The sequence below is a fragment of the Paenibacillus sp. CAA11 genome, from assembly GCF_003060825.1.
In the GTDB taxonomy this organism is placed as follows: Bacteria; Bacillota; Bacilli; order Paenibacillales; family Paenibacillaceae; genus Fontibacillus.
The window spans coordinates 1,571,644-1,596,455 of record NZ_CP028922.1 but is presented as its reverse complement, the minus strand read 5'-3'; the positions used below and the strand labels follow the sequence as shown (position 1 = coordinate 1,596,455).

23 protein-coding genes are annotated in these 24,812 nt (G+C 50.3%); 7 read left to right on the top strand and 16 right to left on the bottom strand.

Annotation, left to right across the window (positions count from 1 at the left end; genetic code table 11):
• Positions 1-12: 12 nt before the first annotated feature.
• The 4 genes from icd to DCC85_RS23640 form a co-directional block, all read right to left on the bottom strand.
• On the bottom strand, positions 13-1,308 hold the full coding sequence (gene icd, locus DCC85_RS07465) for an NADP-dependent isocitrate dehydrogenase (protein WP_108465009.1): 1,296 nt from the start codon (positions 1,306-1,308) through the stop codon (positions 13-15).
• A gap of 124 nt (positions 1,309-1,432) precedes the next feature.
• Positions 1,433-2,545 (bottom strand): citrate/2-methylcitrate synthase, encoded by a 1,113-nt coding sequence (locus DCC85_RS07460; RefSeq protein ID WP_108465008.1) that lies wholly within the window; start codon positions 2,543-2,545, stop codon positions 1,433-1,435.
• A gap of 487 nt (positions 2,546-3,032) precedes the next feature.
• Positions 3,033-3,317 (bottom strand): DUF4183 domain-containing protein, encoded by a 285-nt coding sequence (locus tag DCC85_RS07455; protein WP_108465007.1) that lies wholly within the window; start codon positions 3,315-3,317, stop codon positions 3,033-3,035.
• Between the two features lie 120 nt (positions 3,318-3,437).
• Positions 3,438-4,226 (bottom strand): DUF4183 domain-containing protein, encoded by a 789-nt coding sequence (locus DCC85_RS23640; protein WP_325048407.1) that lies wholly within the window; start codon positions 4,224-4,226, stop codon positions 3,438-3,440.
• A gap of 451 nt (positions 4,227-4,677) precedes the next feature.
• Between DCC85_RS23640 and ytvI the strand changes: the two genes are divergently transcribed.
• Positions 4,678-5,796, top strand: a complete 1,119-nt coding sequence (gene ytvI, locus DCC85_RS07445; protein WP_108465006.1) for a sporulation integral membrane protein YtvI — start codon at positions 4,678-4,680, stop codon at positions 5,794-5,796.
• Between the two features lie 131 nt (positions 5,797-5,927).
• Here the strand turns inward: ytvI and DCC85_RS07440 are convergent, their stop codons facing one another.
• The 8 genes from DCC85_RS07440 to DCC85_RS07405 form a co-directional block, all read right to left on the bottom strand.
• Positions 5,928-6,320, bottom strand: coding sequence for an FxsA family protein (locus DCC85_RS07440; RefSeq protein WP_108465005.1), 393 nt, complete (start codon positions 6,318-6,320; stop codon positions 5,928-5,930).
• Positions 6,321-6,357: 37 nt separating this feature from the next.
• Positions 6,358-6,867 carry an acyl-CoA thioesterase gene (locus tag DCC85_RS07435; RefSeq protein ID WP_108465004.1) on the bottom strand — a complete coding sequence of 170 codons (510 nt, stop codon included), beginning with the start codon at positions 6,865-6,867 and terminating at the stop codon, positions 6,358-6,360.
• 106 nt (positions 6,868-6,973) lie between these two features.
• A complete protein-coding gene (pyk, locus tag DCC85_RS07430) occupies positions 6,974-8,395 on the bottom strand; it encodes a pyruvate kinase (protein WP_108465003.1) in 1,422 nt (473 codons plus the stop codon).
• Positions 8,396-8,516: 121 nt separating this feature from the next.
• The gene (locus tag DCC85_RS07425; RefSeq protein WP_108465002.1) at positions 8,517-9,524 is read right to left on the bottom strand and encodes an acetyl-CoA carboxylase carboxyltransferase subunit alpha; all 1,008 of its coding nucleotides are present in this window, start codon (positions 9,522-9,524) and stop codon (positions 8,517-8,519) included.
• The gene (accD, locus tag DCC85_RS07420; RefSeq protein ID WP_108465001.1) at positions 9,525-10,421 is read right to left on the bottom strand and encodes an acetyl-CoA carboxylase, carboxyltransferase subunit beta; all 897 of its coding nucleotides are present in this window, start codon (positions 10,419-10,421) and stop codon (positions 9,525-9,527) included. It abuts the gene before it with no gap.
• Between the two features lie 59 nt (positions 10,422-10,480).
• Positions 10,481-10,669 carry a glutamate decarboxylase gene (locus tag DCC85_RS07415; RefSeq protein WP_108465000.1) on the bottom strand — a complete coding sequence of 63 codons (189 nt, stop codon included), beginning with the start codon at positions 10,667-10,669 and terminating at the stop codon, positions 10,481-10,483.
• Between the two features lie 137 nt (positions 10,670-10,806).
• Entirely contained in the window at positions 10,807-11,301 is a 495-nt protein-coding gene (locus tag DCC85_RS07410; protein WP_108464999.1) for a phosphatidylglycerophosphatase A family protein, read from the bottom strand.
• Between the two features lie 212 nt (positions 11,302-11,513).
• Positions 11,514-15,071 (bottom strand): DNA polymerase III subunit alpha, encoded by a 3,558-nt coding sequence (locus DCC85_RS07405; protein ID WP_108464998.1) that lies wholly within the window; start codon positions 15,069-15,071, stop codon positions 11,514-11,516.
• A 207-nt stretch (positions 15,072-15,278) separates the two neighbouring features.
• Between DCC85_RS07405 and DCC85_RS07400 the strand changes: the two genes are divergently transcribed.
• A complete protein-coding gene (locus tag DCC85_RS07400; protein WP_108464997.1) occupies positions 15,279-15,608 on the top strand; it encodes a YtrH family sporulation protein in 330 nt (109 codons plus the stop codon).
• Between the two features lies 1 nt (position 15,609).
• The gene (locus tag DCC85_RS07395; protein WP_108464996.1) at positions 15,610-16,098 is read left to right on the top strand and encodes a sporulation membrane protein YtrI; all 489 of its coding nucleotides are present in this window, start codon (positions 15,610-15,612) and stop codon (positions 16,096-16,098) included.
• Positions 16,099-16,116: 18 nt separating this feature from the next.
• Here the strand turns inward: DCC85_RS07395 and DCC85_RS07390 are convergent, their stop codons facing one another.
• The 4 genes from DCC85_RS07390 to DCC85_RS07375 all read right to left on the bottom strand — a co-directional run bounded on the left by DCC85_RS07390 (position 16,117) and on the right by DCC85_RS07375 (position 19,545).
• Positions 16,117-17,451: a DRTGG domain-containing protein gene (locus DCC85_RS07390; RefSeq protein WP_108464995.1), complete on the bottom strand. Its 1,335-nt coding sequence runs from the start codon at positions 17,449-17,451 to the stop codon at positions 16,117-16,119.
• A 167-nt stretch (positions 17,452-17,618) separates the two neighbouring features.
• On the bottom strand, positions 17,619-17,903 hold the full coding sequence (locus DCC85_RS07385) for a hypothetical protein (RefSeq protein WP_108464994.1): 285 nt from the start codon (positions 17,901-17,903) through the stop codon (positions 17,619-17,621).
• Positions 17,904-17,992: 89 nt separating this feature from the next.
• A complete protein-coding gene (locus DCC85_RS07380) occupies positions 17,993-18,337 on the bottom strand; it encodes a YlbF/YmcA family competence regulator (protein ID WP_108464993.1) in 345 nt (114 codons plus the stop codon).
• A 41-nt stretch (positions 18,338-18,378) separates the two neighbouring features.
• Entirely contained in the window at positions 18,379-19,545 is a 1,167-nt protein-coding gene (locus DCC85_RS07375) for a DUF445 family protein (protein ID WP_108464992.1), read from the bottom strand.
• Positions 19,546-19,687: 142 nt separating this feature from the next.
• On the opposite strand from DCC85_RS07375, the gene DCC85_RS07370 reads away from it, so the two are divergent.
• The 4 genes from DCC85_RS07370 to DCC85_RS07355 all read left to right on the top strand — a co-directional run bounded on the left by DCC85_RS07370 (position 19,688) and on the right by DCC85_RS07355 (position 24,801).
• Positions 19,688-21,055, top strand: a complete 1,368-nt coding sequence (locus DCC85_RS07370; protein ID WP_108464991.1) for a YheC/YheD family endospore coat-associated protein — start codon at positions 19,688-19,690, stop codon at positions 21,053-21,055.
• A 25-nt stretch (positions 21,056-21,080) separates the two neighbouring features.
• Positions 21,081-22,238: a YheC/YheD family endospore coat-associated protein gene (locus tag DCC85_RS07365; protein WP_108464990.1), complete on the top strand. Its 1,158-nt coding sequence runs from the start codon at positions 21,081-21,083 to the stop codon at positions 22,236-22,238.
• A gap of 74 nt (positions 22,239-22,312) precedes the next feature.
• Complete coding sequence (locus tag DCC85_RS07360; protein ID WP_108464989.1) at positions 22,313-23,692, top strand: YheC/YheD family endospore coat-associated protein; 1,380 nt, start codon at positions 22,313-22,315, stop codon at positions 23,690-23,692.
• Positions 23,689-24,801 carry a YheC/YheD family endospore coat-associated protein gene (locus DCC85_RS07355; protein ID WP_108464988.1) on the top strand — a complete coding sequence of 371 codons (1,113 nt, stop codon included), beginning with the start codon at positions 23,689-23,691 and terminating at the stop codon, positions 24,799-24,801. Before DCC85_RS07360 ends, DCC85_RS07355 begins: the two co-directional genes overlap by 4 nt.
• Positions 24,802-24,812: the final 11 nt, after the last annotated feature.

The following is a 24,812-nucleotide window of genomic DNA, read 5'->3' as shown; positions in this document are numbered from 1 at the left end:
TGACCGCACCCCTTACATATTTTTGATGACTTCATCAGCAAATTCGGAGCATTTCACTTGCGTAGCCCCCTCCATGAGGCGGGCAAAATCATAGGTAACTGTCTTATTATTAATGGAAGTTTCCAACCCTTTATAGATCAAGTCCGCAGCTTCCTGCCAGCCCAGATGCTCCAGCATCATGACGCCGGACAGAATAACGGAGCCCGGATTTACGACGTCTTTATCCGCATATTTAGGAGCTGTACCATGTGTAGCTTCAAAGATTGCATGCCCTGTCACGTAGTTGATGTTGGCACCTGGAGCTATACCAATTCCACCGACCTGAGCGGCCAAAGCATCGGAGAGATAATCCCCGTTCAGATTCAGTGTTGCGATGACATCAAAGTCCTTTGGACGAGTCAGCACTTGCTGCAAAGCGATATCAGCAATAGCATCCTTGATAATGATCTTGCCGGCTTGCTCCGCCTCAGACTGTGCCGCATTCGCTGCATCTGCCCCAGACTCTTCTTTAATCCGGTCATACTGCGCCCATGTGAACACCTTGTCGCCAAACTCCTGTTCCGCAACCTCATAGCCCCAGTTTTTAAATGCACCTTCTGTAAACTTCATGATATTTCCTTTGTGCACCAGAGTGACGCTCTTACGCCCATGCTTGATTGCGTACTCAACCGCGGCGCGCACCAGACGCTTGGAGCCTTCTTCAGATACCGGCTTAATGCCAATACCGGAAGTTTCCGGGAAGCGGATCTTCTTTACACCCATTTCGTTCTGTAAGAAGGCAAGAACCTTCTTTACTTCCTCAGAGCCTTCCTGATACTCAATGCCAGCATAGATATCTTCCGTATTCTCGCGGAAAATCACCATATCTACATCCTCCGGCCGTTTAACCGGTGAAGGCACACCGTCGAAATAACGTACCGGACGCAGGCAGACGTAAAGATCGAGTTCCTGACGCAACGCGACGTTCAAGGAACGGATGCCCCCGCCGATCGGTGTTGTCAGCGGCCCCTTAATCGCCACTATATATTCGCGAATGGCCGAAAGTGTATCCGCAGGAAGCCATTCATCATATGTATTGAAGGCCTTCTCCCCAGCAAACACCTCGTACCAGGCAATGCTTTTCTCCCCGTTATATGCTTTATGAACAGCGGCATCAAGTACGCGCTTCGAGGCTTTCCAAATGTCGCGGCCTGTTCCGTCACCTTCAATAAAGGGAATAATCGGATGGTTCGGAACTTGAAGCTTGCCGTTTTGAATTTCAATTTTGTCTCCCTCTGTAGGTAGGTCGAATTTTTCTAGTTTTAGCATGTAGCTGCTTCCTCCTCTTACTTGGGTTAAATTTATACACGGGCTTCCTTGAGGCGGAGCGCAGAAGTAATCTGGATCCGCCTTGCCACCATATAAGTGTAACATAATTACTTGCGTTATCCGGTTATCTCATGTCCAGAGGTATATATGGCTGATTGAACGGCCCGGTATATTCGGCACGAGGACGAATAATCCGGTTATCTTCCAGCTGCTCAAGGATATGAGCTGTCCAGCCGGCCAGTCGGCTAATTGCAAAAATTGGAGTGAACAAATCCTTCGGAATGCCCAGCAGAGTATAGACTGACGCAGAGTAGAAATCAACATTCGGCTTCAAGCCTTTTTGTGCAGTGACAAGCTGCTCCACTTTGACAGAAATATCATATAAGGTGGTATTTTCCTTAATGAGACCCAGCTGGCGGGACATCTTCTGCAAATGCTTAGCACGGGGATCACCGTCCTTATACACCCGGTGTCCAAAGCCCATCACCTTTTCTCGATTGCTGAGCTTCCGCTGAATATACGGCTCTGCATTGCTTAGATCGCCAATCTCCTCCAGCATTTCCATAACCGCTTCATTGGCTCCTCCATGAAGCGGTCCCTTGAGCGTGCCGATCGCCGAAGTGACTCCAGAGTAGATGTCCGATAATGTGGCTACGGTAACTCGAGCGGAGAAAGTAGAAGCATTTAATTCATGATCCGCATGAAGCACCAGCGCTTTGTCCAGTGCCTGTACAGACAGCTCATCCGGCTGCTGACCTGTAAGCATGTAGAGGAAGTTATGCGCTATGGACACACCCTGTAACGGGGCCACCGGCTCCTTGCCATCCCGGATCCGGGCATAAGCTGCAATCAATGTCGGAAGCTGGGCCTGCAGCTTAATCGCCTTCAACTGATTGGCTTCCTTGGAGTTGTCATTCGCGGATTCATCATACAAAGCAAGGGCGGATACGGCAGTGCGTAATGCCGCCATCGATTTTGCCTGTTTGGGATAAAGCTTGATCTGGTCTATGACTTCTTTTGGAATAGGAGCATACTGACTTAATTGTTCCCGCAGAGCCTCGAGCTCCGTTTTGCTCGGTAAATGGCCGTACCATAACAGGAATGCGGCTTCTTCAAAGGTGGCATGTTCTGCTAATTCATCGATATTTATACCGCGATATGCGAGTACGCCATCTTCAATGGAACTAATGGAAGAAGTCGCTGCTACAATGCCTTCTAAGCCCTTGGTAGCTGTCATTTTACATCTCTCCTTTGTGATCGAAATCAAGCAACAAGCAGATGAAAACATTTACAATTCAAAAAATTCAAAAATATGGATTCACCCGGTAGGCGATCTCCAGCCCTCTGAAGGCTTTAGGATTGTCTTCAGGGACGAGGTGTTTCACCTGGCGAACAAACATAACATAGTATGAAACCTTCTTTCATCATACTGGATTTTGACGATTAAGGGAACAATTTCAGAAGGGTAGATTATATTAAATTGTTTTATCATAATTATAAAGGATTTATTATAGTGCAGTGAATGTGAAAGCGTTTCAATTAGGAACCCCATGGTTAGCGCGGTATTTTTGAACCTCCAATAAATAAGACGTGCCTGGATTGCTCAGTTGATTACAAAAAATTAACTTGACTATATGTATCCTACCTTCACCAACCTCCAATGATAAAAAAAGGAAAAGCCTAAAAAGCAGGCCTTTCCTTTAACAGGTTAATTTGCAGCTAAGTTATGAGACGACAAACTGAACTATAATCGGAGTTCCCGGGTCCAGCGTATCGCCACCTGGAATGGTGATCGCTGTAGTTGTAACAGAAGAAACATCAGCCGTCTGCATGACGCCATTCACATACAGGTTGTAGTAGTTAAAAACGCCTGGAAATGCGGTAGCAGCTGCACCTGCATCATTGGTGAAGGCAGTGGCTGCAATTGCGAAGGTAGCCCCCGTTCCCGTTCCGGCTCCCACAGTTGCGGTGAATCTTCTGCTGTTTTGATACGGTGTTAAGATTGGCATATACATTACCCCTTTCATATTTAAGAACCAGAATCATTCAAAAATTATAAATTCCTCCGGTCCTCTAAAATATATAATGCAGAAGATTCACGCGATGCGAGGGCAATCTACTAAAAAATACTAGATCACAACACTCGCCTTTAACTGTACCGTTTCTAGCACGACAGGTGTACCGGCATAAATCACGGAGCCTTGGTTAGGAAAAAATAAGTTAAGCGAGGTCACTGTGTATAGGTTATTAGGCTGAAGAATTCCGTTTATATAAAGATTAATAATATTATTCGGATCTACACCGAAAAAGCTGTTTGGATGAGCTCCCTTATCGTCCGTGAATTGAGAGGCGGGAATTGCCACAGGTACAGACAAATCAAGATCGGTATCAGGTACATAAAAATATCGGTTTATCGTGGGAGTGACCGCTATTTCAGGTATAATAACTTCTCCAGGCGGACCCTGCGGTCCCTCTGGACCCGGCACGCCTGCTGGACCCTGCGGCCCTTCTGCTCCCGGCGCACCTGCTGGGCCTTGCGGTCCCTCTGGGCCCGGCACGCCTGCTGGACCTTGTTGTCCCTCTGCTCCCGGCGCACCTGCCGGACCTTGCGGTCCCTCTGGACCCGGCACGCCTGCTGGACCTTGTGGTCCCTCTGGACCCGGCACGCCTGCTGGACCTTGTGGTCCTTCTGCTCCCGGCACGCCTGCTGGACCTTGTGGTCCTTCTGCTCCCGGCACGCCTGCTGGACCCTGCCGTCCCTCTGGACCCGGAGCACCTGCGGGACCTTGTGGTCCCTCTGGACCCGGCACGCCTGCTGGACCCTGCGGTCCTTCTGCTCCCGGCACGCCTGCTGGACCCTGCCGTCCTTCCGCTCCGGGAGTACCTGCGGGACCTTGCCGTCCTTCTACTATTGGCACGCCTGACGGGGCCTGCAATCGCGGCTTACTTGGACATAACCTTCTTCTCGGTTTACGTTTCCATCTACAGCGGCGCATGGAGCCGTGCAATCTTAATTTTCGCTTTTTATATAAGTGCTTTTTACCTGAACAGAATTTTTGATTATTCTTACGGCGTTTGTATTTTCTTTTTAGCTTTAAGCATCCAGATCTTGTTTTCTGCGGATACTTCAATTCAACCACCTTCCTTTTAGGTTATTTTCCATATGTATATGTCATTTGCAGATCACAAGAAATGGACGAATATCTTGTTGAAGCCTGAATAGTTATGAGGGAAGGAACTTTTTCTTTAGATCTCATTCATCAGACAAGCCCCCTTGAGAATAACAAGACCTGCTCATTTGCCTTTTAAGGCAGGTTTCTGCATACTATATTACACATGCCAAATAGAATAGGTTGGGAGAGAAGCGTATTGGACAATATTCTCGTAAAAAGAATCCTGCGCGGGGTTTGGGTACTAACCGTACTTGGCCTGCTTATCCTTGCGGTATACTGGCTCGTCCCGCTGCTCTATCCATTTCTTATTGCCTGGCTTATCGCTTACGCTATGAAGCCCTTTGTACGCTTTCTGCAAGACCGTGTTAAGCTTCCAAGGTGGCTTGCCGTTACGCTGGGACTATTAGTCTACTTTGGCGGAGCTGCCCTGGTGCTATCTGCAGCAGTTACACGAATGGTCAAAGAAGTCATTCACTTAACACAGTCCTTTGACATCCATGTGGATCAGGTTCGTGATTTTTTTGTAAAATGGACCGAGAGCGATAGTATTCAGAACATTATTATGGAAATTAATAAGTTCATTGCAGACAACCCGAATTATGAGGATACGATCAACAATAATATTAACAAGACGACAGAAACAATCAGCTCTGCGGTATCTCGGTTTGTCTCCGATCTGCTCGGCGGTATTGTGAACATTCTGACTTCCCTGCCTAACGTACTGCTCATCTTGATTGTAGTCATTTTGGCCACTTTCTTTATCGGAAAGAACTGGGAGAAGCATACACGCACTCTCGCCGCTTGGTTCCCTTCTCCTCTGCGCAAGACAGCAAAAGATGTATGGGCCAGTTTGCAAAAGGCACTATTCGGATATCTCCGCTCACTTTTTATTATGGTGTCTATCACAGCCGTCATTGTCCTTATTGGTTTGCTCATTCTTCGCGTAGATTCCGCCTTTACCTTAGCGATTGTAATCGGTCTTGTCGACCTGCTCCCTTACTTGGGCGTGGGCACCGTTATGGTTCCATGGATCCTTTACACCTTTATGATTGGTAATCTCCCTCTGGGAATCGGCCTGCTTGTACTTTATGGAGTTATCACGGTGGCAAGGCATCTGATTGAGCCCAAGGTACTTGCAACCAGTGTAGGACTCGATCCCTTACCAACCTTGGTCGGAATGTTCGTAGGCCTCAAGCTGTTCGGTGTTCTTGGCCTGATTATCGGCCCCGTGAGCTTTGTAGTCATTGCTGCTGTTTACCGCACAGGCGTCTTCAGAGACTTAAGAAACTATATTGTGCACGGCAGACTTCATTAGTCTAATGCTCTTTGAACGCTTCCTTAAGGAGGCGTTCATTTTTTGTGGACAAAATAAAGAAGCACCTTGCCCCAAATTAATCCCAAGGCAAAAGTGCTTAATGGTTGTGTTCTTACGGTTAGATCGTATCCTTACCGCCGAAAATAAGTAATCGTCCCATCCTTCATCTTCTTGCCAATCCACTTCAGAAGAAGTATACGGACAAGGGGACGGGTTAATGGGAATACCATAATGAAACCGATCAGATCGGTGACAAATCCAGGGATCAACAGCAGAATGCCCCCCCCAAATATGCAAATTCCATCCACCATTGTTCTGCCTGGAATTTGCCTGTCTTGCATCTGTGCTTTGGCGTCAGCCATAATCTTCTTGCCCTCAAATTGCATCATAAGTCCGCCGATTACAGAGGTTGCCAGTGTCAAAAATATCGTCTTACCAACCCCTAGGTGCTCTCCAACATAAATGAATCCAAAAAATTCTATAATCGGGACTAGTATAGTCAGACTGACAATCCATTTGCGCATAAAAGAACTCCTTAATGTTCAAAGTTTGACGGGCCATTTAGTTCCATGTCCTTAATTTCCCCTCTAGTGCATTGTACAGCTTTGGCACAGTTTTATCCAGCCGGACAGGCTTCCAGTCGTTCTTGCCTACCCATACATGCTTGGTAGAGCCAATCACTAACAGCTCCCCCGGAAGTTCCTGAACGTCACCCTGACCTAACACCAGCGGGCCTTCTGGGAGAGAGCCTGAAAATCGCCGCACCTCATATTCATACTCAATCCGCAGCTTGGAGAAAACAGTCATTCGCGTATACACTACAATTTCATCATCGTAATGGGCAGGCTGTCGGAAGCTCAAATTCGCATCAATTACAGGGAGCATAACCCCTTGCTCTTCCATCTCAAAATAACTGAAGCCCAGATCACGAATCATATTCGTACGGCCCATTTCAAACCAAGTTAAATAGTTTGCATGGTACACAACCGCCATTTGATCTGTCTCCTGATAACGGACCCGCAGCCTTGTCATAAACCATAGGGCTTTCTTCTTAAGCTCTTCTCTGCTCATCGTTTTGCCTCCCTACTCCATAGTCTTACTATACTAGTCAAAAAAGCAATGGTGCCTATAAGGGCAGCCATTGCTTTTACTAAACTTCATATTTATAAATATCCTCTTACTTTTGGACTTGGCTCACTTTGATCAGGTTGGTTGAACCGGAACGTCCAAGCGGAATTCCTGCTGTAATAACAACAAGATCTCCTTCTTTGACAAGGCCGGATTCCAGACCACCGTTCATCGCATTATCAAACAATTCGTCCGTTGTAGAAGCAACTTGCCCCTTAACAGGAGTTACACCCCATGCCAACGCCAGACGGCGCATGGTTTTGTCTTCTGTAGTTACTGCAACGATTGGAGCTTGCGGGCGATACTTGGAAATCATCCGAGCGGTATGTCCGGATTCCGTGGAAGTCAGAATCGCTTTTGCATTCAGATCCATAGCGGAGCTTGCTACTGCCTGACTGATTGCCTCTGTAACCGTTGTTTGTTGAGCATGGCTCTGTTTCTCGAAGATTTCACGATATTTCAGGGCAGACTCAGCTTTTTCGGCAATACGGGACATCGTCAATACGGATTCTACCGGATATTTACCAGCAGCTGTTTCACCGGAGAGCATGATTGCATCCGTACCGTCAAAGATCGCATTCGCTACGTCACTTGCTTCCGCGCGAGTCGGTCTTGGGTTGCGCTGCATGGAATCCAGCATTTGAGTAGCCGTGATAACCGGCTTGCCCACACGATTACATTTCTCGATCATTTTCTTTTGAACGAGCGGCACTTCTTCAGCAGGAATTTCCACACCGAGATCACCACGAGCTACCATCAAACCGTCAGACGCTTCAAGGATTTCATCCAGGTTGTCTACACCCTGTTGGTTCTCAATCTTAGAGATAATTTGGATATGAGTCGCGTTGTGTTTCTCAAGCAGCTCACGAATTTCCAACACGTCGCTGGCCTTACGAACGAAGGAAGCCGCAATAAAATCGATGCCTTGCTCGATTCCGAACACAATGTCGTTAGCGTCTTTCTCAGTAATCCCTGGCAGGGAGATGTTTACGCCTGGAACGTTAACGCCCTTCTTGCTCTTGATTGTTCCGCCGTTAACAATGCGGCATTTAATGTCTTTGCCTTGAATGTCAACAACAGTCAAACCAATCAGGCCGTCATCGATAAGAATTGTAGAGCCTACTTCTACGTCGCCAGGCAGATCTTCATATGTAACAGAGATCCGGTCTTTGTCGCCAAGAATTTCTTCAGTAGTCAGCGTAATGAACTCATCTTGTACGAGTTCGATTGGCTCTTCTTTCAATTTGCCTGTACGAATTTCTGGACCCTTGGTGTCCAACAGTATGGCAACCGTTTTTCCCAACTCCTGGCTCGCCGCACGAATCGTCTTGATTCGATTACCGTGTTCTTCAAAATCTCCATGGGAGAAGTTCAGACGAGCAACATTCATTCCTGCCAGAATCAGCTTCTTCGTGTTTTCTAACGACTCGCTGGAAGGACCGATAGTACATACGATTTTTGTTTTGCGCATTTGGGTTTCCTCCGTTTTTTAAGTTCTCTCTTTATCAACATATTCCAACACATTTTCCAACTATTAAATTTACTACATAATGCTCCATTTGTATAGGAACTTTGTCACGGTTACCCAAGAATTATTCCGGGACAACCTCTGGCTCTTCGTCCGAAACGCTATCTGTTATCTCCTTATGTTCAGCAAATTCGCCAATTTTCCGGAATTTCTGATAACGATCCACGCGAAGCTCGTCCTCATTTAAAGCAAGCAGCTCGGCTAAATGCTTCTCGATCGCTTGCTTAATGGCCAGAGCGGTCTCTTCATAATTCTGATGAGCACCGCCGCGAGGCTCGGGCACAATCTCCTCAATCACTTCCATCTCAAGCAGATCCTGCGCTGTAATCCTCATAGCTTCTGCCGCCTGATCGGCCTTAGAGGCATCCTTCCAGAGAATAGAGGCTGCTCCATTCGGCGAAATCGCTGAGTAGATCGCATTCTCCAGCATCAACACACGATTGCCAACGCCCAGCGCAAGAGCACCGCCGCTTCCTCCTTCGCCGATGACCACACATATGATGGGAACCCGGAGAGCTGCCATCTCAAGCAAATTGCGTGCGATAGCCTCCGATTGCCCTCTCTCCTCTGCTGTTGTACCCGGATAGGCTCCCTTCGTATCAATAAAAGTTACGACGGGACGGCCGAATTTCTCAGCCTGCTTCATCAGGCGCAGCGCCTTACGGAAGCCTTCAGGATGCGGACTGCCAAAGAATCTGGCAATGTTGTCCTTCGTATCCTTACCTCTTTGCTGACCCACTACGGTAACCGGCTGCCCATTTAGCTTGGCCAAGCCGCCGACGATCGCAAGATCGTCACCAAACAGCCTATCGCCATGCAGTTCCATGAAATCCGTAAAAATAAGCTGAATCAAGTCCAGCGATGTCGGGCGCTGATGATGCCGGGCCAGATGCATCTTTTGAGAAGGGGATATAGCACTGTAGACCTCCTCCTCCAACTGGCGGTAACGCTCCTCCAGACGAGCAATCTCTTCGCTGAAGTCAATTCCCTTCTCAGCTCCGAACTGTTCCAGCTCCTGAATTTTTTTTCGCATTTCCACCAGAGGTGTTTCAAAAGGCATTTCTCCCGCCACCTAAACTCCTCCTTCTTTCCCGCCGTGCATGTCCAGCAATTTGGCAAGCGTATTCTTCATTTCCTTACGGTGAACGACTAAATCCAGCTGCCCGTGCTGCAGGTTGAATTCCGCTGTCTGGAAATCGTCCGGCAGCTTCTGACGTATAGTCTGTTCGATCACGATGCGCCCGGCAAATCCAAATACGGCGCCAGGCTCGGCAATGATAATATCCCCGAGCATAGCAAAGCTGGCGGATACGCCTCCGGTCGTCGGATCCGTAATCACCGAAATATACAGGCCGCCCTGTTCGGCAAAGCGTGACAGAGCCGCGCTCGTCTTCGCCATCTGCATCAGGCTCAGGATACTCTCCTGCATCCTTGCCCCGCCAGATGTCGAGAATATGATAAGGGGAAGGCGTTTATCGGTAGCTGCTTCAATTGCCCTGGTGATCTTCTCTCCAACTGCGGACCCCATGCTTCCACTAAAAAAGTCAAAGCTCATCACAGCAACAACTGCCGGATAGCCTCCAATGGTTCCTTCTCCGGTAACCACTGCTTCACGCAGACCGGATTTCAGAGCCTGCTGCTCTAGTTTGGTTGCGTAGCCCGGAAATCCCAGTGGATCTACGGATACCAGATCTTTGTCATATTCAACAAAGCTGCCCTCATCCATAGTATAGCGGACACGCTCCATGGCGTTTAGACGCATATGATAACCGCATGCGGAGCAGACTTTAAAGTTCTTCTCTAATTCTTTGCTGTACTGAATACTGCCGCATTTGCCGCATTTATTCATCAGTCCCTCGGGAATTTCCCGCTTCGGCCGATCCCCCTGTTCCGGAGCGGAGCCTTGGCCTAAGCGTTCCGAAGGAATGGTCGCATATTTTCTTTTTTTCTGGAACAAGTCTTTAAACACAACTACACCTCTCCAGCCGTTAAAGTATTGGCCGCGCTTTGCAGTCCATCAATAATCACTTAAGGATGAAGAATGGAATTAAGCACTTCCTGAACTTCCTCAAGCTCTCCTGAAGGAACTGAAATTTCGAACTGCTGTTTTGATAAATTAACGGGACGGGTTTGGACAAGAAAGCCTTCAGCCGCTAACTTTGTTTTAATCATTTCCGCCATTTTGGCGGTAGGAGCAATGTAAATAACCGTCCACATGCCTCTTCCAAGCCCCCTAAATACTGTTTTCAGCCCGTATAATAGAGTAATGATAACATAATGTTCAATTTTACCGCAACAGAGGCCTCGGCTGTCTGACCTGAATTGTAGGCTGTCTCTCTCGCTGTATACGGTATTTAATCACCCTTTACGAATCTTGACTGGCCGCTTCTGCACTGATGCGCAATCCGTGCAGAAGCGGCTGCCGCCAGCCCGGCCACAAGGTCGTCCAAAAAAACATGAATGCTGTCCTTCTTATCATTGAGAACCCCGATAATTCCGGGTTTCACTTTGTCGAGATGGCCGAATCCGGTCAGCCCAATCATGCCGTAAACACTGGTAATGCCAAGCGCCAGCGTCTCATCGACACCATATAGCGGCTCATCTGCCGCAAGCAAATCCTGAAGGGGTCGCGGCAGCAATCCCTTCTCAGCTAGTTCGTCCAGAGCTATCCCCGTGTAAAGCGTATACTGAACTTCACGTTTTTGCAATACAGATTGTACGCTGGCCAAACATTCTTCCATCGTAAGGCTTGGATAGTAGTAAATTTGCAGCGAGTACACGATTTTTGCAATTTCATCAAGACTAACTCCTCTATGAAGCAGCATGCTTTCTGCCAGTTCTATGGACATGGATTCCCCTCCGTGTTCTTCACAATAATCGCCGCTTGCTCTAACGGTGCCCTTTAAGCAAGCAACTCCGCAGCGTGTTTCTAAATGTATGCGTCCCTGATCCAAAAAGTTCGTAAAAAGTGCTGCATACTTTCGTAAATAGATACAAAAATAGCGCAAATTCCAGAAGGTGACTTCTGAAAATTTGCGCTATTCCAATTCCAATCATAACACTATTTGACTCGGACCGTAGCTGGACCAAGCATGTCCTCCATCTGGCGCAATAAAGCCTGGGAAGGCTTGATCTTATACTTCTCACTTAACGCCAGCAGCTTGCCTGTACTTTCATAGAACAGGACCGTAGAGATCGGGCCAGGATGCTGTTCCAGCAGCTGTTTGAGCGTCTCAAGCAGCCTGGCGTTCTCCGCCTCCTTGGTAATCTTGATAAAGACCCGCTGTTCGGCGGCCTTTTTACCAGAAGCTGCGGAGGATGGTGAGGTCTGCTGCACTCGCGTGGAGGAGGCTGGCCGTGAGGAAGCCGCAGGACGGCTCCCACGATGGCGAGAATTGCGCGCACTCTGGACCAGCTGCTGCAGCGCAGCCGCGCTTAACGGCTTGACCTCGTCGGCAAGCAACTTAAAGCCTTCATCCTGCTGTTGAACCGTGCCCCGGAGCGCAATAAGCGCACCCTTCTCGACCATGTTTCGGCTGGCATTCCATACTTCCGGGAACAGTACGACCTCGCTTCGCTCAATCTGATCTTCAAGCTCCATGAAGGCCATCGCCTTTCCTTGCTTGGTCGTAATCGCCTTCACGGACACAACCATTCCCGCGACAACGGTCTTGCTCTCATCGGGAGCTTCGGCCAGCTCCATTAGCCGGTCGATCCCCTCGCCATCCAGCAGCTCATCGTAATCATCCAGCGGATGTCCGGAAAGATACAGCCCTAGCAGCTCGCGCTCATATTCCAGCTGCTGAGATGCTGTAAACCGCGGAACCTCCGGGTATTCAATATCCCAGTTAGGCGTCTCTACGAAATCGAACAGCTGGATCTGCAGATCCTCTCGTTCTTTGCGCCATTTTAGCGCCGCCTCCACCGTCTCATCCAGCATCGCAAGCAGCTGTGCCCGGTGCCCGGGCAGCTGGTCGAAAGCGCCGCCTTCAATCAGCGACTCAATCACCCGCTTGTTGCAGACCCGCAAGTCGACCCGGCGGCAGAAATCAAGCAGGCTCTCAAACGGTTTATCCTTTCGTTCCTTCAAAATGCTCTCCATCGCCTGTGTTCCTACGTTTTTGATCGCCGCAAGCCCAAAGCGAATCACGCCTTCATCCGCATGAGGAGTGAACAGCACACCACTGGCATTCACATCAGGAGGCAGCACTTGAATGTTCATTCTCCGGCATTCAACAATGTACTCGGCGACCTTCCGATGGCTGCCCATCACCGCTGTCAGCATGGATGCCATAAAATGCACAGGATAATGCGCCTTGAGATAGGCGGTCTGAAAAGCCAGCACGCCATAAGCTGCCGCGTGGGCACGGGGAAATCCGTAGTCTGCAAAGCGAACGATCATATCATAGACGGCGTTGGCCTCCTCTTCGCGGTACCCCTGCTCCAAGCTGCCGCTAACAAAATGGCCCCGCTGCTCGTCAAGAACCTCCCGCTTCTTCTTGGATACTGCGCGGCGCAGCAAGTCGGCTTCACCCAGCGAGAATCCCGCCATCTTAGAAGCAATTTGCATGATTTGCTCTTGGTAAACAATAATCCCGTATGTGTCCCCAAGGATGGGCTCCAGATCCGGATGAGGATATTCCACCTCAATCTGCCCGTGCTTGCCTGCAATATACTTCGGAATAAATTCCATCGGACCCGGTCGATAAAGCGCAAGAACCGATACGATATCTTCAAATTCCGATGGCTTCAGATCGCGCAGCACCCGGCGCATACCCGCAGATTCTAGCTGGAATACGCCCGTGGTTTCCCCACGTGACAGAAGATCATAAGTAGCCTGGTCATTGTCGGGCACAGTTTTGAAATTCGGAGCAGCTCCACGCTGCTCCTGAATCCAGCGCATACAACGTTCGATAATAGATAAAGTTCGAAGACCGAGAAAATCCATCTTCAGCAGCCCTATGGATTCCAGGTTCTCCATCGTATATTGCGTCAGCGCCGTCTTCTCGCTGCCTTCCTGAAGCGGTACCTCATCGGTTAGCGGGCTCCGCGAAATGACGACGCCCGCAGCATGTGTGGAGGCATGTCTTGGCATCCCTTCCACCTTGCGGGCCATGTCCAGCAGCCCCTTGACTCGCGGATTCCCGCTATAAAGCGTCTTCAGATCAGGACTCTGCTCTAATGCTCGGTCAATCGTGATGCCAAGATGCCCGGGAATCAGCTTGGCGACCTTGTCCACCTCTGCAAAGGGAACATTCATTGCTCTGCCGACGTCACGGACAGCCGCTCTAGCGGCCATGGTGCCGAAAGTGATAATCTGGGCCACATGCTCGGTTCCATATTTCTGAACCACATAGCTGATAACCTCGTCACGCCGCTCATCACTAAAGTCAATATCAATATCCGGCATGGTAATCCGCTCCGGGTTGAGGAAACGCTCGAACAACAGCCTATATTTCATAGGATCCACATCTGTAATATGAAGGACGTAAGCAACAAGGCTGCCGGCAGACGATCCGCGCCCCGGCCCGGTTGCAATCCCCTTCTGATGGGCATAAGCGATGAAATCCCACACGATCAGGAAATAATCGGAGAAGCCCATGCTGTCAATCACGCCAAGTTCATATTCTAGCCTCTTCTCCAGCTCCTGCTTGGCTGCCGCATCCTCCCAGCGTTCGGTAGCCTGATAGCGCTCCTCAAGTCCTCTCCGGCACAGTTCAGCCAAATAGGTTGCTGCGGTATGCCCCGTCGGAATCGGCTCGTAAGCCGGTAGGATGGCCCGTCCGAATTCCAGCTCCCAGCTGCATTTCTCCGCAATCCTTACCGTATTCGCAATCGCCTCCGGTACATGGGGAAACAGCCGCTCCATTTCTTCCCCCTGCTTAAAATACAGCTGGTCTGTCGGAATCTTAAGCCGGGCTTCATCTTCTACGGTCTTACCGGTGCCGATGCAGATCAGCACATCCTGAACCTCGGCATCCCTGCGCGTTAAATAATGCACATCATTGGTTGCCACCAACGGTATCCCAATATCCTGGGCCAGCTGAATCAACAGCGGATTCACCTTACGCTGTTCTTGTAATCCGTGATCCTGCAATTCCAGATAGAAGTCCTCCCCGAACGCCTCCTTATATCGGAGTGCGGCCCGCTTGGCCTCCTCATGACGCCCGTGCAGCAAATGCTGGGGAACTTCACCGCCAAGACAAGCACTTAGGGCAATAATCCCCTCTTTATGCCGCGTAAGAGCATCCCAGTCTATTCTCGGTTTATAGTGATGGCCCTCCAGATGTCCGATGGAGCAGAGCTTCATCAGGTTCCGGTAGCCTGTCATGTTCTTCGCAAGGAGAATCAGATGATAGATCGGCTGATCTTTCCTGCTCCCCCTTTCCTTACGGGAGCCCGATGTAAAATAAGCCTCACACCCAATAATTGGCTTGATCCCCTTCGCCTTGCACAGCTTATAAAAGGGAACAGCCCCGTACATGACCCCATGGTCGGTTAACGCCAGCGACTTCATGCCGAAGCTTGCCGCCTGTTCTACCAGCTCTTCCAACCGGGCTGCTCCATCCAGCAAACTGTATTCGCTGTGCACATGCAAATGAACGAACCCGTTATCCATCTCTCTCCCCCATTCTGGCCTGTATTCTTGAAGATTTATATTCAGATAAGCATCGCCGCAGCAATCGCTTATAAATGAACTTATTTCTTATAAATATTTTATCATACAACCCGTTAGGAAGCCCATAGAATGGTAGAAAGAGCCCGGACAAGCAGCTTCTAGCAACCATTGTAAATCGGAGAAGTTCGTAAGGAGAGGAAGAAAGAGATGAGCCCATTTATTACAAAGGCAATTTTAGACTTTTTCATCGCCTTCGGCATCGTCATTGGTGGGGCGTTAGTTGGCGGCATAGGCGCAGTAGTCTCCCTTCAGCCCCCTACCCAGACCATGCTGGACGTTGCTGACCGGATCAAAATATGGGCGCTTGCCGCAGCAATTGGCGGAACCATTGATCCTATGAGGGTGATTGAAAGCAACTTCTTTGACGGGAATCTGTCTCCCGCTATCAAGCAAATCCTGTACTTGCTATTTGCCTTTTTAGGTGCCCATATGGGGTCCGAGCTTGTAAAGTGGGTGTGCGGAGGAGGAAGAGGCTAGGATGAGAGTGCCTCCATTTGAGAGATTTCGTCCATTTATGCAGCTTGCTGCAGTATTCGCCGTAGGCATGATTGTCGGCAGCGTCATCTATAACTCCTTATTTCATGCAAGTTATAATCATCTCTGGACGGAGAATAGAGATTTGCAGCTCAGGTTAGCTCAGTCGGAAGAAGACTTAAAGACACTGAAAAAATACAACAAGCGGCAAACCGTCATCAAAGAGATCAAAATCCGGATCGAAGACCAGGATCCGCCGCTTAACGAGCTTGCTGTCAAGGAGGTCACCCAGAAGCTGCAAAAGGAGCTGTCGGTACTGCGGGGACGCAGTATGTTCGAAATCGACAGTGATAGCAAGATGGCCCGGACCCTGCTGGACCGTAAGCTGTACGAAGTACGCGAGAAGAAATATGTCATCCAGATTAGAACGATGCTGGTCAGTGAAGGGGTCCTGCAAATCTGGCTGGACATGAGGCCGGAGAAGACAGGATAGCCCTTCCTTAAGGAAGGCTCACCCGTGTTCAATCGACTGGAGCGTCATCACAGCCTTCGCTACCAGACCTTCATGGTGGGTCATGGATATCTCCAGCTTGCAGGTCCTGCGGCTAACTTCCAGAACCACTGGCGAAATCACAATTTGATTCTCAATCTGTACAGGCCGAACAAAGTAAGTGGTCACATTGTCCACGATATAGCCGCTTCCGCTCACATCCTTGGCCGCCGTTAAGCCAGCCTGTGTCATGAGGTCCATCAATACGCCTTCGGAAATCGTGCCCATGTAAGTAGCCATTTGCGGCGTAATCAGACCATGGAAGAACAAACGGCCCGACTCATCCCGTTCCTCGGCGAATCCGTTCCACATTAGATGGTCAAATGTCTCTCCAAGCTGCGGCTGATTCTGGGCATCTCTCATAGCCTGCAGTACCTCTTTGCGAGTTACGGAGGACACCAGCTTGCGGTTGCGATCTACGATGGGCAGGAATTCAACGCCTTCCCACATCATGATCTGTGCGGCAGAGGCAAGAGAGGTCTGAAGTCCGGCCGTTATCGGATTCCGGGTCAAGCATTTCTCAAGCGGCTGCTCCCTCTCCATATCCTCAACATCCTTACGGCTTATAATACCGATAACCCGATTCCATTCATCGGTCACAGGAAAACGTTGGTAGCCTGTCGCCAGCGCCAGCTCTTCAAAGTCGGCTACAGTGCTGCTTGCCTTGAGCTGGTTGACTTTAGGCTTGCCCGACACAATATCCTCAACCAGCATAATTTTCTTCTTAATCAGCCGATCGAAGATCGCTCGGTTAATCATCGAAGCAACAGTGAATGTGTCATGTCTGGAAGAAATGATGGGCAGGGCCAAGCGATCGGCCAGCATTTTGACCTCTCGGCTGGTTCCGAATCCCCCGGTAATCAGCACGCCCGCCCCCTGCTCCAAGGCCATGATGTGCGTATCCTCCCGGTTGCCGACGATGAGCAGGCTCCCTGCATCAATATACCTGACCATGGCATCAATCTTCATCGCACCGATCACATATTTATGAAGCGTCTTATGCTGGCCTTCACTTCCTCCGAGCACATGACCTTCCACAATCTCAACTACATCCCCAAAGGACAGCTGGTCAGAGATGGTGCGGGGCTTCTTCTCGACACGTACCGTCCCGATTCTCTCCTTGGTAATCACGATGCCAAGATTCTCCGCTTCCTTAACTGCACGGTAAGCTGTTCCCTCACTAACATTCATGCTCTTGGCCAGCTTGCGTACGGAAATTTTGGTCCCGATCTTCAAGCTCTCAATATGCTGCAGCAGCTGCTCATGCTTGGTGACAGATTCTTCGTGCCCTTCCATCTGTTATCCTCCTCAGGTCCGAACTGTACTAATCTGTATCTATTATAGCATGTTATAGGATAGAAGAGAAATCCTGGAAAGGCAAAAAAGAAGACCGCTTCTTTCGCGGAATTCCGCTGCGGTCTCCTTCACATCTCTTGAATTATAAATGCGGCCGTTCGCTTGGATTACAGCCCGCGTGTCTCCTTCTGCTCCTCCGGCCATTTCAGCTGCCACTGCTGGTATTTTGCCCGGCGTATTCCCTCAAGCGCCTTCTGCTTCTCCGCATCGACCCCCAGAATAAAATGGAGGTGGGCGCCGATCACCAGAAAGGCAAACAGGGCCCAGACAATCCCGAACAGTGAAACCCATCCCGCATCCGGACGGAAGGAAATCATCGGCAGTGCATACACGAGCATTCCGAGTGCGATAAGCATATACACCACATGCTTAAGTTTGCTTGTCTTCTTCATCTCACGACAGCTCCTTCATCTGAATCTATATTTCTAGTCTATGAAGGTGCCGCGAGAATATGAGAGTAGCCGCAAATTATTTTAGTGTATTATTCGGTAGGGCCGTAAAGATGCTGCAGGCTGTCGGATATAATTTTGTTCACGTCCTGGATAATTACGCTTAGGCGGCGTTCTGCCTCAAAAAGACGGCGGATGTTCAGGTTCTGACTCAGCGTCTCAAACAGCTTCTCCATCTGCTCCATCTCCTCAGGCGCAGGCATATCGCCTGACATCATACGCTGCTGCACCGTATTCTGACGGATGCGGAAGTCATCCAGCATTCGCTTGCTGTCCGGATCAGCATCAACCAATTTCATGGCAGAGGTAATGTCCTCTACTTCTTGGCTCTCCTTCAGTGCCTTGGCTAATTCGTTTGCTTTATCATAAATGTTCATTCTGTTTACCTCCAGACGGGTTTACCGTATTATTTGATCTTTCAATTCACTAACATCAGCATCAGAGCCTGTATTAATCCAATTATTGCCCCGAGCAGAACACCAAGCCACGTAATCGCCCTGAATTCACGTCCGGACACGCTAAGGATCACCTGTTCAAGACGTTCGATCGGGAACTTCTGCACCTGCTCCTGAACCAGCTTCGGCAGCTCAATGCTTTGTACTGCTGAGGGAATTATTCGTGCAATCCCCTCCAGCAATCTGGAAGCAATCTGCCCCACACGCTGCTGGAGAGAAGCCTGCCAAGGCGAAATCATCGAAGACAGCGTAAGCTCACCAGCTTCGGTCATCCAGCGACGGATGGGCAAGCCCTCCTTCACTTTCTTCTCAATCCACTGCTCTAGATCGGTATCCAACAAGGACTTCAGCAGCTCACCGACCGGCTTCTCACCAAGCATCTCCAGCCGACCATCAATCGCCTGAGTTACCTTCGCGCGGGCTTCCTCCCCCCTCAGACCTCTAACCAGGGCAGGCGTAAGCTTCTTAACCAATTTGTCCTCGTCGACAAAAAATGAGGCCATGGCGCCAAGAAATCCGCCCGTCTGATCCATCAGGCTTTCGGCAAGCTTGGTCAACATCCGCTGTCCCTGTGCGGACAAGAGCTCCTCTTCCACCGCTTGCAGAATGACTTCGGCAGCGGAGGCGCTAATATTTCTTCTCCTGTCATCGGACCAGCCTGGAATCGCCTCTTTGAGCGATTTGCTCTCCCACTCGCTCTGTCTCCACCACCGGGAAGCAGCCCGCCCTGCGGCTGCCCGTACGGACTGCTCCAGCCTGCCCTTTAGCTCTGCCCAAGCAGCCTGTCCGAATGCCTTCTCAGCAGCTGCTTCAAGGGTAAGAGCGCTTTGGGAAGCCCGCAGGAGCAGCTGGCTCAGCCTCTCCTCCGCCTTCTTCTGAAAAGCGGGTCTCCTTACCAGCTCCTGCAACCCTTCAGCCGTTACCAAATACTCGGAGACGACCTGCCCGAGCGACTCGGCAATCTCTTCCCTGCGTTTGGGGATAAGCCCCGGCGTAAAAGGAATTCGGAAGCTACCTATATAAATGGGCTTACGCGGATGAAAGAGCATTTTAATTGCCAAATGATTCGTGAAACCGCCAACGAATGCCGCTACAGCCACGCTAAACAGCAAATACCAACCATTTGTCAACCTCGTAAAACCTCCTTATTTCATCCATTGGGTCAATCACCAAGGGATATCTGTCCTCATATGATGAAGCACATGCAATTCATGTATATCTATTCGCTAAACAGTCTTAGTCACCAGCCACAGGTTGGAAGGAGATCCACTTATGCCCTCCAGAAAGCTAACGGTACAAATTATGAATTCGGGACTGCTCGAAGACAACGACATCCTCGTGAATTCAGCACTCGTCAAGCGTTGGAAGATACCGGCCAACACGCCGCTTCGGCTAAGCTTCGGATCCATGGAGCAAATGGTCCAGGTCGTTCCTCACCCCAAGCTGGACGGACTCCGAATCAGCCGCGGATTAGCCGGTCAATTCGGCATATTCGCAAGGTCTGCCATGCGATTCAGCTATAAGCCGTCCGGCCGGGCACTAAGACTTGGCCCCTTGATTGGTGTGTTGATCAGCCGAGACATTCCGGATTCTCCCGACAGACCGTTCGGGAACATCACGATGTTCTGTAAGGAATTAGCCCTAGCCTGCCACAAACAAGGAGCTCATGTCTACTTCTTCACCCCCAGCAGTATTGAGCAAACTTCAGACAAAGTACAAAGCTGGGTGTATGCGGAAGGCTGGAGACAGGCCGAGCTGCCGATTGCTGATGTATTCTACAATCGGCTGACTTCGCGAAAATTGGAGAATAAACCTAGCGTACAGCATTTCATGTCAGAAGTAAAATCCAAACATGGCAGCCATTTTTTTAACGAGAAGTATCTGGATAAAACCGAGGTATTCTCCGCTTTGAAGGACGACTCCTCACTTGTGCGCTACCTCCCGGAATCCCATGCGGTAAAGGGAACCTCCACCATCAAATCCATGCTTGGGAAGCATCCGGTTGTGTTTCTCAAGCCGGTTAGGGGGAGTCTCGGGAAAGGCATCATTCGAATCACCAAGCAAAACGATGGAACTTATGTTACCCACGCCACCCGCTCCCTAGGCACGCACAAGCAAGCTTTCGAATCCCAGGCCAAACTGCTGACATCGCTCTCCGGGAAAATCAAGACCACACGCTACCAAATTCAACAGGGGCTTCCCCTTCTGGAGGTGGGCAAGCGTCCTGTGGACTTTCGTGCGCTTGTGCAGAAAAACGCCCAGGGAAAATGGGCCATCACCTCTGTAGTCGCCCGAATTGCCGGGTCTCAGCATTTCGTGTCGAACTTGGCTAGAGGAGGCTCCCTATGCTCCGTCAATGACGCGGTTAACCGCAGCACACTTCCAGCCGGAATTAAGAGCAAGGCCGACCTTATGCTCAAAAAGGCAGCCCTGCTGATTGCCCAAGGGGTCGACGAACGTATTCCCGCTCATTTCGGGGAGCTTGGCATCGACCTAGCCATGGATGCGGGCGGCAAGGTATATTTGCTTGAAGTCAATTCCAAGCCGTCTAAAAATGACAATACCCCACTGCGGGAAGGGAGAACCCGCCCATCCGTCCGAAGAATTCTCGACTATGCCAATTACCTTGCGGGGTGCTGAAAGCAAACATAAGGAGGTTGATTTTATGATTTTAAAGCGGAAGGGAACTCTCGGTATCCTTGAGACTGAGGCAGCGGGCGGCCCTCATCCGTTTGCCGAAGCCTCCTTTGTTCGCAAGCTGTGCCTCGCCGGAGAAGAGCGCGGAATTCAAGTCTTTGTCTTCTGCCCCTCTGATATACAGGACGGCGGAGATCAGGTCCACGGTTATACCTATGAAAAGGGCGGGTGGAAGCGTCGAAGCTTTCCTCCACCGGATGTTCTGTATGACCGCTATCTTGCCCTAGGCACTCGGCAGCTGCTTCAGAAGCGCAAGCAACTTGCCGAGCTAGAGAAGCGGCATTCGATCCGGTACCTAACCCGAGGATTGGCGGGAAAATGGACGGTGTACCGGACATTGAAGCAATTTTCCGCCCTGCTTCCTTACCTACCGGCAACCCTCCAGTATAAATCTCCGAGGCAGCTTGCCAACGTCCTCGATCTTTGGAAGGGAGAGGCGTTTCTCAAGCCTCAGAACGGGTTACATGGTAAGCTAACCCTTCATGCAATCCTGAGCAACTCAGCACCAGGCACGCTGGAGGTCACAGGTAGGGACCGCAGCAATAAGGTATTTCAACACCGGTTCAGCGATATAGAAGAAGGATTCACCTTCATCGACCGCTTTACAGACAACCGGGCCTTTCTTATTCAGCCCTTCCTAAAGTTGACGACCCGAAGCAAGGAACCCTTCGATGTTCGCGCCCTCGTTCAGAAGGGGAATGGTGGCACGTGGTCGTTAACGGGCCTGGCCGTTCGGCTGGGCAAGCCGGGAACTCTAACCTCCAATCTTCATGGAGGCGGGGATGCCCGTCAGGCTCTCCCCTTTCTGGAGAGCGAGCTTGGCGCAGAAGGCGGACGGGAAGCATTGGCGAAGATCACCCGACTCTCCAGGCTCATTCCACATGTGCTGGAGAGCAGGTTTGGGAGAATGGCCGAACTGGGAGTCGATTTCGGCATAGAGCCATCTGGCGATATTTGGATTCTAGAGGTCAACTCCAAGCCAGGCCGCAGCGCTTTCTCCCGGATCGGTGAGCCGCAGTCTGCCCGAAGGGCGATCGAGAGCCCTTTGGATTATGCCAAATTCCTAATGAGACAGTGCGGGTCCCTCCCTTTAGTCGCTCGATCTTCATGTATAGACGTTCTCTGACAAATGCTCCGCTAGCAAGAAGACCATGCTTTTGATGTAAGTTTTGCTACGCAAAACTTTTAGGAGGATAAATCATGAGTTTGACTTTCTGCAATGTGCACTTTACTCAGCAACCTCAAAACGTTGTCTATATTTCAGGTTCTCTGATTAAGAAGCTGAAGCTGAACGGGAAGAAGAAAGTCCATTTAAGACTGGGCGGGGACCGAGTTCCGGCTGCCATTAAGCCGATCCAGAAATCCGGCAACCACCTGTACCTCGCCTCCGGCGTAAGAAGAGGTATTCATATTCCAAGCACAGGATCTGTCTATCTTCGAAGTCTGCAACAGCAAGATGAGGTACAGCTCGGTCCGCTCATCGGCGTTCTGTCCGACGGGCCGACTTCGTCCCTGACCCAGCCGTTCGGTTCCAGAACCGGATTTATCAAACAGCTGCTAAAGGAAGGCAAGAAGCAGTCGTATATCTTTGCCTTTACCCCCAAAGACATCAATTGGCAGCAGGAGACGATCAACGGTTATTTTCTGAATGATAGCGGAAGCTTCTACCGACAAAGAGTCCCTCTTCCAGATGTTGTATACAATCGGCTCCCTTCCCGAAGGGCCGAAACTACGTTTCCCATTCAGATGCTGCGGGAGCGCTTTATCCGCCGTAAAATTCCTTTCTTCAATTGGAGCTTCTTCAACAAGTCCGATGTATATCGGCTGCTGGAGGATGATGCCCAGGCCAATAAGTATGTTCCGGAATCCATCATGAACCCGAGCCCGGAACAGATCAAGGATATGCTTGACCGCCATTCCTTTGTCTATTACAAACCCAGCGGCGGCAGTCTCGGGAAAGGAATTTATCGAATTTCTTATGTGCCTAAGACGGGATACTTTGTCCGCTACCGTAAAAGCGTGGGCAATGCGCTCCAAAGATTCAGCACGTTCAACTCCCTCATCCGCACCCTTCAATCCCGCCATGGACGCGGGCTTCAAGGATATGTGGTCCAACAGGGGATTCGGCTGATTGAGATCGACGGATGTCCCATTGATTTTCGGTTCCATATGCACAAGGACGGCAAAAATCAATGGGTGGTCGTCGGGATCGGCGCCAAAAAAGCGGGGAAGGGCAGTGTAACAACCCACATTAAAAACGGAGGCTCGCTGCTTACGCCCGAACAGGCTCTAAGCCGGGCATTTGGCTCCCGGGGGGATGAGGTCCTGAAGCGAGCCAAACAAACCGCTATTAAGCTCGCCGAGTCTATAGAGTATCACCACAGGCATTTAATCGGCGAGCTTGGCTTTGACTTCGGCATCGACAAGGATGAACAAATCTGGATGTTTGAAGCTAACGCCAAACCAGGGCGCTCCATCTTCAAGCACCCGCAGCTTCGTGCAGAAGGCAGAGCGTCGGTGGAGCACATTCTCGAACACTGCCTGTACCTCACTAAATTCCGGAGGAGGGATGAACCATGAGCAGGGGGCTGCCGGTCGATTCAAAACCGGTCCTGGCCGTGCTGACGACCGCCGATCCCCATAAAATGTTTGCCGGCAACCGGGCAAACTTCCGGGACATTCTTAACGTAGGCCGGGAAATGGGTTTTCTCAGCTATGTCGTAACTACGCGCGACTTGAGACTGTCAGAGGAACGGGTAATGGGCTTCACGTATTCCCCGGATCTCAAACAGTGGCAGCAGGATATATTTCCGTTGCCCAATGTCATCTATAACCGGATTCCGCTGCGGGAAGACGAGCGGCGGCCCTCGGTAAGGCGAAAAATCGAAGAATGCCTGAGCCATCCGGCGATTCACCTCTATAATCCGTCCTTCTTCAACAAGTGGCAGCTGTTCGGCTGGCTGAAGGACTCGCACATTACCCGGCCCTTCGTGCCCGAGACCAAGCGGCTTAGAGGCCGGAAGTCCCTAATGATAATGATGGATCAATTCCACAGTCTCTACCTGAAGCCCGAAAGCGGAAAAGCTGGGAAGGGCATCATGCGCTTGCGCTTCAATTATAAGGATATCCGTCCCTATAAATTGACGATCTCAAGTCCTGGCAAGAATCAGGTGTATAAGACGGCCATGCTGTCCCGCTTGTGGAAGCGATTATATCGCGAGACCGAAGGAACCGATTATATTGTCCAGCAAGGCATTGAGCTGTGTAAATACCGCGGGCGGCACTTTGATCTGCGTGTCCTCGTCCAGAAGACAGGAAAAGGCCAATGGGCCGTCACTGGTATCGGTGCCCGTCTCGCTGGACCCTTGCGGATCACGACGCATGTCCCTCAAGGCGGAAGCGTTGAGGACCCGGAAAAGATGCTGCTCCCCACCTTTGGTCTGGAGGAAACAACCTTCCTGCTCAGCCGCGTTAAAGCCAATGCCATTATGATTGCCAAGCAAATTGAACGGGCATCGGGCAAGACGCATGGCGAGATGTCCATGGACCTAGGCGTGGATAGCAGTGGTAAGCTGTGGTTCTTCGAAGCCAATGCCAAACCGATGAAATTCGATGAACCCCATATTCGCAAAAAATCCCTGGAGCGAATTTTTCAGTTCAGCCAATATTTGGCTAAGCAATCTAAATAACTGCCCGGAGG

What these genes read in the sequence shown, in the direction of transcription:
- DCC85_RS07410 (WP_108464999.1), bottom strand. Translation starts at nt 11,301, where the DNA reads ATGTCCATAGAACTGGCAGAAAGCATGCTGCTTCATAGAGGAGTTAGT.
- DCC85_RS07390 (WP_108464995.1), bottom strand. Translation starts at nt 17,451, where the DNA reads ATGGAAGGGCACGAAGAATCTGTCACCAAGCATGAGCAGCTGCTGCAG.
- DCC85_RS07360 (WP_108464989.1), top strand. Translation starts at nt 22,313, where the DNA reads ATGAGTTTGACTTTCTGCAATGTGCACTTTACTCAGCAACCTCAAAAC.
- DCC85_RS07380 (WP_108464993.1), bottom strand. Translation starts at nt 18,337, where the DNA reads ATGAACATTTATGATAAAGCAAACGAATTAGCCAAGGCACTGAAGGAG.
- pyk (WP_108465003.1), bottom strand. Translation starts at nt 8,395, where the DNA reads ATGCGCAAAACAAAAATCGTATGTACTATCGGTCCTTCCAGCGAGTCG.
- DCC85_RS07415 (WP_108465000.1), bottom strand. Translation starts at nt 10,669, where the DNA reads ATGTGGACGGTTATTTACATTGCTCCTACCGCCAAAATGGCGGAAATG.
- DCC85_RS07405 (WP_108464998.1), bottom strand. Translation starts at nt 15,071, where the DNA reads ATGGATAACGGGTTCGTTCATTTGCATGTGCACAGCGAATACAGTTTG.
- DCC85_RS07440 (WP_108465005.1), bottom strand. Translation starts at nt 6,320, where the DNA reads ATGCGCAAATGGATTGTCAGTCTGACTATACTAGTCCCGATTATAGAA.
- DCC85_RS07365 (WP_108464990.1), top strand. Translation starts at nt 21,081, where the DNA reads ATGATTTTAAAGCGGAAGGGAACTCTCGGTATCCTTGAGACTGAGGCA.
- DCC85_RS07395 (WP_108464996.1), top strand. Translation starts at nt 15,610, where the DNA reads ATGAGAGTGCCTCCATTTGAGAGATTTCGTCCATTTATGCAGCTTGCT.
- icd (WP_108465009.1), bottom strand. Translation starts at nt 1,308, where the DNA reads ATGCTAAAACTAGAAAAATTCGACCTACCTACAGAGGGAGACAAAATT.
- DCC85_RS07455 (WP_108465007.1), bottom strand. Translation starts at nt 3,317, where the DNA reads ATGCCAATCTTAACACCGTATCAAAACAGCAGAAGATTCACCGCAACT.
- DCC85_RS07435 (WP_108465004.1), bottom strand. Translation starts at nt 6,867, where the DNA reads ATGAGCAGAGAAGAGCTTAAGAAGAAAGCCCTATGGTTTATGACAAGG.
- DCC85_RS07370 (WP_108464991.1), top strand. Translation starts at nt 19,688, where the DNA reads ATGCCCTCCAGAAAGCTAACGGTACAAATTATGAATTCGGGACTGCTC.
- DCC85_RS07355 (WP_108464988.1), top strand. Translation starts at nt 23,689, where the DNA reads ATGAGCAGGGGGCTGCCGGTCGATTCAAAACCGGTCCTGGCCGTGCTG.
- DCC85_RS07385 (WP_108464994.1), bottom strand. Translation starts at nt 17,903, where the DNA reads ATGAAGAAGACAAGCAAACTTAAGCATGTGGTGTATATGCTTATCGCA.
- DCC85_RS07400 (WP_108464997.1), top strand. Translation starts at nt 15,279, where the DNA reads ATGAGCCCATTTATTACAAAGGCAATTTTAGACTTTTTCATCGCCTTC.
- DCC85_RS07460 (WP_108465008.1), bottom strand. Translation starts at nt 2,545, where the DNA reads ATGACAGCTACCAAGGGCTTAGAAGGCATTGTAGCAGCGACTTCTTCC.